Origin of the sequence: uncultured Solobacterium sp. (genome assembly GCF_963550625.1) — a bacterium.
In the GTDB taxonomy this organism is placed as follows: Bacteria; Bacillota_I; Bacilli_A; order Erysipelotrichales; family Erysipelotrichaceae; genus Bulleidia.
In genome coordinates this window covers 105391-112795 of sequence record NZ_CAUVCV010000004.1, presented here as the reverse complement: position 1 = coordinate 112795, position 7405 = coordinate 105391, and the positions used below count along the sequence as shown (strand labels likewise).

The 7405-nt window shown below is 35.3% G+C and carries 9 protein-coding genes and 1 riboswitch; of the genes, 1 reads left to right on the top strand and 8 read right to left on the bottom strand.

The annotated features are described in order from the left end of the window. Positions 1–145: 145 nt before the first annotated feature. The 8 genes from rplT to truB form a co-directional block, all read right to left on the bottom strand. Complete coding sequence (gene rplT, locus RYK16_RS04085; RefSeq protein ID WP_298664005.1) at positions 146–502, bottom strand: 50S ribosomal protein L20; 357 nt, start codon at positions 500–502, stop codon at positions 146–148. A 16-nt stretch (positions 503–518) separates the two neighbouring features. Then, positions 519–740, bottom strand: a complete 222-nt coding sequence (locus RYK16_RS04080) for a 50S ribosomal protein L35 (protein ID WP_298664006.1) — start codon at positions 738–740, stop codon at positions 519–521. An 11-nt stretch (positions 741–751) separates the two neighbouring features. Beyond that, positions 752–1300 (bottom strand): translation initiation factor IF-3, encoded by a 549-nt coding sequence (gene infC / locus RYK16_RS04075; RefSeq protein ID WP_294209304.1) that lies wholly within the window; start codon positions 1298–1300, stop codon positions 752–754. A gap of 175 nt (positions 1301–1475) precedes the next feature. Then, entirely contained in the window at positions 1476–1802 is a 327-nt protein-coding gene (locus RYK16_RS04070) for an Asp23/Gls24 family envelope stress response protein (protein ID WP_314850958.1), read from the bottom strand. A 48-nt stretch (positions 1803–1850) separates the two neighbouring features. Further along, positions 1851–3224 (bottom strand): hypothetical protein, encoded by a 1374-nt coding sequence (locus RYK16_RS04065; RefSeq protein ID WP_314850956.1) that lies wholly within the window; start codon positions 3222–3224, stop codon positions 1851–1853. Positions 3225–3236: 12 nt separating this feature from the next. Further along, positions 3237–4553, bottom strand: coding sequence for an RsmF rRNA methyltransferase first C-terminal domain-containing protein (locus RYK16_RS04060; protein WP_314850955.1), 1317 nt, complete (start codon positions 4551–4553; stop codon positions 3237–3239). Beyond that, on the bottom strand, positions 4546–5472 hold the full coding sequence (locus tag RYK16_RS04055; RefSeq protein ID WP_314850953.1) for a bifunctional riboflavin kinase/FAD synthetase: 927 nt from the start codon (positions 5470–5472) through the stop codon (positions 4546–4548). The genes RYK16_RS04060 and RYK16_RS04055 overlap by 8 nt, the downstream gene beginning before the upstream one ends. Next, positions 5472–6314 carry a tRNA pseudouridine(55) synthase TruB gene (gene truB, locus RYK16_RS04050; RefSeq protein ID WP_314850952.1) on the bottom strand — a complete coding sequence of 281 codons (843 nt, stop codon included), beginning with the start codon at positions 6312–6314 and terminating at the stop codon, positions 5472–5474. The genes RYK16_RS04055 and truB overlap by 1 nt, the downstream gene beginning before the upstream one ends. Positions 6315–6373: 59 nt before the next feature. On the opposite strand from truB, the gene RYK16_RS04045 reads away from it, so the two are divergent. Further along, the gene (locus RYK16_RS04045; RefSeq protein ID WP_314850950.1) at positions 6374–7141 is read left to right on the top strand and encodes a tRNA 2-thiocytidine biosynthesis TtcA family protein; all 768 of its coding nucleotides are present in this window, start codon (positions 6374–6376) and stop codon (positions 7139–7141) included. 41 nt (positions 7142–7182) lie between these two features. Further along, a riboswitch (Lysine riboswitch) is annotated at positions 7183–7351 on the top strand. Positions 7352–7405 lie beyond the last annotated feature (54 nt).

Here is a 7405-nt window from a genome sequence, read left to right as displayed (position 1 = left end):
TCGTGCCCACAAAAGTTTATAGCCTATCCCCAACCCCATGAGATTTTAAAGTGCCATAATGATTAAGGGATGATATCCAAGTGATACATTCCTTTTTCTTTTGCGCAAAAGAAAAACCGACTTCATACGAAATCGGTTAAAGCTCTTACTTAGCTAATGCCTTCTTAGCAGCGTCAACTAATGCTTCAAATCCCTTTTCATCATGAATAGCGATTTCAGAAAGCATCTTACGGTTAACGTTGATTTCTGCTAACTTAAGACCGTGCATGAACTGGCTGTATGATAAATCATACTGTCTTGTTGCAGCGTTGATACGAGCAATCCAAAGCTTACGCATTTCACGCTTTGTCTGTCTTCTTCCGATATATGCATAACGGAGAGAACGCATAACTTGCTCATGGGCTGTTCTGTAAAGTAAATGTTTGCTTCCAAAATAACCCTTAGCTAATTTTAATATTTTCTTACGTCTATTACGTGTAGGTGTTGATCCCTTTACTCTCATCTTCTTTACCTCCTAATTAACCTTGCAACAACTGTCTAGTACGCTTTAAATCGGAACTGTGTGCAGTTGTAGATTTAGCTAAATGCATCTTCTGCTTGTGTGTCTTGTTTGCTGCAAAGTGTGATACGTAGTTGTGCTGTACCTTCAACTTACCTGTTGCTGTTAGCTTGCTACGCTTAGCGAAGGTCTTCTTTGTTTTCATTCTGATCTTCTTTGGCTTTCTTGCTTTTGCTTTCATAGTATTCTCCTTTACTTACCTTTTTTTGGTGAATATACAACAGATAATGTATTGCCTTCCATTGCGGCGGACTTACTTACATCTGCTATATCTGAGATCTGCTCAGTAAACTTATTTAAAACATCACGGCCAACTTCCTGTCTTGTAATCATACGACCACGGAAGCGCATATCGATACGAACTTTCTGGCCAGCTTCAATCCATTCTCTTGAACGCTTTAACTTTGTTTCAAAGTCATGCTGGTCAATTACTGGAGAAAGACGTAATGCCTTCACTTCAGTAACATGTTGATTCTTCTTAGCTTCCCTTTGCTTCTTTTGGTCTTCGAAGTGGTAACGGCCATAGTCAAGAATCTTACATACCGGTACTGTCGCATTAGGTGCAACACACATTAAATCAAGATCCATACTGTATGCTTTTTCTAAAGCTTCACGGCGTAACATTGTGCCTAATTGTTCCCCATCAGGACCAATTACAAGTACTTCTTTGAAATGAATGTCGTCATTAACCATGTCATGAGACTCTGGTCTTCTGTTTTTGTTATTCTTAATTTTACCCAAGTAAACCTCCTATAAATTTAAAAGCAGGTACGAAGATTGCACCTGCTAAAATAATCGTTTTGATCATCTCGGCATATACCCAAATCCGTAGGATATCAGGTGAGAAGCGGTGCTCCTTCTTTCCGTTTTTCAAATTACTATACTATTTAACTAAATTTCTCTTTAAATGTCAATACTAGATTTCAAAATCAATGACATTAACAGTCACATCTGCTGGCTTAAATCCAGTCATAAAAACGATGTTTTCATAAATCTTATTCTGTACCAACTCGCAAGTAGCCGCAACATTAGAGCCATACTTTACTTTAATATCAGCTGTAATATGTAATTGGTTAGCATCCACCTTTACTGTTAAAGGCTTTGTAAAACGTGCCTGTGGTACGCGAATTGCATTTTCAATATCATCAATGCTAATTTCTGCAATAGACTTAAATACAGTCTTGTTAATAGCTATTAAGCCATTTTCGTTCTTCTCATTTAAAACAACATAATCCTGTGCCATGTTATTCACCTCTTTTATTTACTAGTTTATTATAACAAAATATCAGACTCAATGGAAATGATCCGTTATTAACCTAGAGAGTTCTAGTTTATTTTTCTCATAGTATTGTATGAATTCGTTGTAATCATCATACTCATTTTCTAATTGTGTCACATAGTGACGGAATGTCTGCATACACAAATACACTTTATCCTCATGTACTATTTCAATATCATCTATCTTTACAAGTGTATTTACCAATACAAGTTCTAAATCTTTCTGTATTGCAAATGCTTTATCATCACCAAATTGTTGAAAAGTATTACGATACCAATTTGGTTCGATCAGTAAGCGTTTGATAATCGTACAGAAATCAGTAAAGTCATCAATATTACTTCCAGGCTGAATACTAAATAGCATTGCAAAGAAGATATGCCATTGGAAGTTTGAATTTAACTGTGCTTGCCAATACTTACCAAAGATTCGACAAAACTCATCTTCCATTTGATATTCTCTTTCCAAATGGATTTCTTCTGAAAGGTCTAGCTTACTAGTCGCAAGCATATTCAATGTTTCTAGATAATCCATCATTCGCTCTTTATTATGTTCTCCATTGATAAAATCACGAACATATACATATTGTGCAATCATCGCAGAACACTTTTTAAAGTCAGATGTAAAACCAACCGATTCTCTCATCTTACGATTTACCAGCTCGTTGATACTTCGTGCTACAAACTGTTTAAATCCAACTTCATCCATGCCAATCTGTGTTTGTCTTGTTTGATGGCTAATCTCGTCATACATAATTTCAAGTTGTCGATCAACGACATCTAAATTATCACGAATAGCACCTAACATATCTTTATTAAATTGATCGTAGAGAATAAAGTCAGGATTCTTATAAACAACTTCATGTTCGATTTCACTCCAGAATGCATGTACAAGTGATTTAATCTGTAGTTCAAATCGAATCATCTCATCGTTGAATGTATAATAACCATCTATGCGATAAATCGTGAAACCATTTCTTTGTAACTGTGGTTGAAACACACTTAAATCAATAAAGATATCAGGATCATTATTTGCCACAAAGTAAGGTGTACCCTTCTTTCGTGTGAATTTATTGAATAATGATTTATATAACTGATCTTCATTACGAATAAAACGACATTGCATTGTAATACCAATCAAATCAGTTAAGTGAGAGATTGCATCTTTACCTGCTTCGTATTGAAGATAGAACTGATTGCGAATTAACTTCTCTTTTAAACTATCTTCCGCTTTGATTCTTGAACGCATAGATATAACTGGATCTTCACCATTTAAAAACTCATCCGAAAAGAATTTATTTAGTTTACCTTCGGCATATTGGTATATCGCACTCTTACTTTTGTAATATTCCATCGTTTCATCAATAAAAGAAAACAAGTCTAATTTCATGGATTCATCCTTTCATCGTAAACGTAAATTTTTAGGGTATTTATTCTTTAATGCAGTACCATCACTTTTAGCACCACCAATTACAACACCATGATAACACACTGCATACCACCCCTTCTTACAAGAAAGATTTAGTTGTTCTCCTCGCATATAACGAAGAACATCTTCTTCCTGTAGATTGATTGTGTTTTGAAACTTGGTATAGGCAGACATAAATAAGGCATGACTAGGTGTAAAGCGATTCTTCTCCATCTCACCAAGAAAGACTTGATGACGCAGCAAATGACATTTACCTACATCATAAAATGGTTGTGTACCACCATATATTTTATTATTTTTAACAAAATAATATGGATATTGGTTTACAAAGAATACATCAAAGAATTCTTTGGCTTCTTTGGGTAATGGTTGAGATTGCATTAATTTAACAGATGATTCTGTTGATATACCATCTTTTTGAAGCTTAGCGATAAAATGACCTTCACCACCATCCATCGGAAAGATTCTTCTTGCGTAATCTGTATGACATCCAACATCAAATGCTTTTCTTCCAAAGTCAGTCTCAATTGGAACCAAGTGCATATCAGGATGTTCTTGTATGAACTTCTGCATACATAATTCATTTTCTTCCATCGCAAATGTACAGGTACTATAAACCATAGTTCCACCTGGTTTTAAGCACTTATATGCCTCTTCTAAGATATATGACTGTCGTAAAGCACATGCTTGAACATTTTCTAAACTCCATTGTTCTACTGCTTGGTCTTCTTTACGAAACATTCCTTCACCAGAACATGGCGCATCACACAGAACCATATCAAAAAACTCAGGAAATGCTTTATAAATATCCTTTGAATCGTTATTCAATACGATTGTATTAGCACTACCACAACGCTCAATGTTCTCTAATAAAATACGAGAACGTGTAGGATGTATCTCATTAGCCACAAGCAAACCTTCTTGTTCTAACATTTCAGAAATTTGCGTAGACTTAGAGCCAGGTGCTGCACACATATCTAAAACCTTCATTCCAGGTTTAGGATCTAAGATTGTCACTGCAGAGCTTGCACTAGGTTCTTGAATATAAAAGAAGCCAGACATATGCTCCGGTGTAAAACCTACACCACTTTTTATATTTGCATAATATCCATTCTTCGCAAATGGACTTTTTTCTAACTCATAATTTGTACACGCAAAAAAATCATCCGGCGTAATCTTTAAGGTATTGATACGTAAACCTTTTCTAGCTGGATCATTTAATTTCTCAAGATATGCTGGATATTCATCCTTAAGCATTTCTTTCATTCGTTCTAAAAATAACTCATTCATATTTTAATAGTATTTTCTTAATATCTCGAACATCTTGTTCAAGTTGTAAAATCAGATTCTCACGGCTCTTAAAATGAATCTCTGGACGTAAGTATTCTAACAGTTGAACCTTGATAATTCTTCCATACAAAGTGCCGGTATAACCAATGAGATATGTTTCTAATGAAAGCTTCTCAGAAGTATTAAATGTAGGATTATGGCCAAGATTGGTCATTGCACCATATACTTGATGATCAATCTCTACACGGCTTGCATAGACTCCTTGTTTTGGTAATAAGTATTCATCAGAGTAATCTATATTCGCAGTTGGAAAACCCATCAGTCTTCCTTGTTGATGACCACGGCGAACAATACCTTCTAAACTATAGTATTGCCCTAACATCTTTTTGATTGCTGGCATATCACCTTGAATGATAGCATCACAAATACGTGTACTAGAAATCTTACCAATTTCATCCTCAACCGCATCAACTACAACAACATCATAATCTGTTTCAGATTTGAGAGTATTACAATCCCCTGCTCCATGCAAACCATAATGAAAATCAAAACCACACACTATACCTTTTAAGTTTAATTTTGCTAAGGTCTTATGTATAAAGTCAGTTGGAGAAAGTTCACTCATCTCTTTATCAAAATCTAAGATGATAATATTTTGAATACCCAGTTCAACTGCACGATTAATTCTTTGACGCATTGTTGTAATGTGTTTAACATCCTTTAAGCCCTTAATCGTAACCCATGGATCTGGTTCAAATGTAATCAGTGCAGATTCACAGTCATGTTTTTTTGCAAGTTCAATAGTTGCTTTTACCAAAGCTTGATGTCCAAGGTGCATACCATCAAAATATCCAATGCAAGCACACATTGGATTTTGATACTTCTGTACTGTATGAACTCCGATATTGATTACACGCATTAAAATAAACCTCTTAAACAATGATATAAACCATCTTCTTGTAACGCATACGCCGCAAGAAGTTCACCATTCGATGTAAAAATAACCTGTGGATCTGTGATATCTAATTTGATACGCTTTCCATTTTTAATATTGGTTACTTGATCAGTCTCTACAAATTTATAACTAGGATCAATCACCTGTATTGGTGATAAAAAACCCTTGCCAGATTCTAAATCTTCAAAGTTACAAGCATCCTCAAGTGTTAGATGTTCAATCTTAGTACGAACTAGAGAAGACATAATAGCCAACTCATTAAGTTGCTTTCCAAAATCCGCAATCAATGTACGAATATAAGTGCCTGAGGATACTACAGCATCCATACGATAATTCGTTTCATCAATCTTCTCTACTTCTAGTCTAGAGATATGTACCGGTCTAGCTTCACGCTCAATTTCAATTCCTTGACGAGCGTACTCATATAGCTTCTTACCATCTTTTTTTAGTGCTGAATACATTGGTGGTACTTGTAGGATATCCCCCGTCAGCGATTGAACAGCCTTATGTATTTCTTCAGAAGTATGAATTGTTGGTGGCTTTGTATCAATGACTGTACCCCAAATATCTTCTGTGTCTGTCATTTCACCAAGTTTTAAAGTTGCTTGGTATGCTTTATGATTCTTCACGCAATACGGTAAAAGCTTGGTATATTTACCAAGCAAAATAATCATTAGCCCAGAAGCTTCAGGGTCTAATGTCCCTGTATGGCCAATCTTACGTTCATGAAATATTTTACGGCATTTGGCAACTGCATCAAACGATGTCATCCCAGCCGGTTTATTTAGTAGTATAACTGCATCCATATAGCGTTAATATTATAGCAACATCATGGTATAATAGCAAAGTTTGAGGAGCTTAAATTATGTCATTAAAGAAGATTATAGGTGCTATCTATAAAGCAGATACAGATTACAACTTAATTCAAAATGGAGATCGAATTTGTGTAGGTGTCTCCGGAGGTAAAGATAGTATCCTACTACTATATGCCTTATCAATTTACCAAAAAGCCGCAAAACGCATTAGTGGTAAAGAGTTCTCTGTCATTGGAATCCATCTAGAAATGGGATTTTCTGATATGGACTTTACAGAAGTTCGTAAGTTTATGAAAGAACATGATATCGAATATATCGATTATCCGACAAAATTATATGATATCTTACAGTTACATCCTAATAAGAAAAATGGAAACATCCAATGTTCACTTTGCTCCACTTTAAAAAAGGGAGCGATTGTAAAGGCTGCCCAAGAATACAATTGCAATAAGACTGCTTTCGCCCACCACGCAGATGATGCAATCGAAACACTATTCATGAATATGATTTATGGTGGTCGTATCTCAACCTTTACACCTGCAATGTACCTAAAGAATTCTGGTATGGGCTTTATCCGTCCATTTGTATATGTTTATGAGGATGAGATCAAAAATATAATTAGACATGAGCAATTACCAGTTGTAAAGAGTACATGCCCTAACGATGGCTTCACGAAACGTCAGGACACAAAGGAATTGCTTGCAAATATCTACCAAACGTATCCGTTTGCAAAAAAGAATTTCTTAACTTCCCTATCCAACCAAGAACAAATTAAACTCTGGGTTAAAGGAGAAGATTGGGAAAATACAAATAAATAACTTGACATTCAATCTTATATATAAGATTATATGAGTCATAAAAACCGAATAGAGGTAGCGACGCAAAATAGTAATGCATGGAGCTGGCAGGCAATGATATGTATGAAAGGTAACCGTCGCCGAACGTATAAACTGGCAAGTTTATCTCGTGGGGATATAGAGAATATCTATATCACTCCTTCATGAAAATGAAGTGGCGCTATAACTTATGGATACTAAACCCGTATGTGATAGCATGCGGGTTTTATTTATAAGGAGAGTATT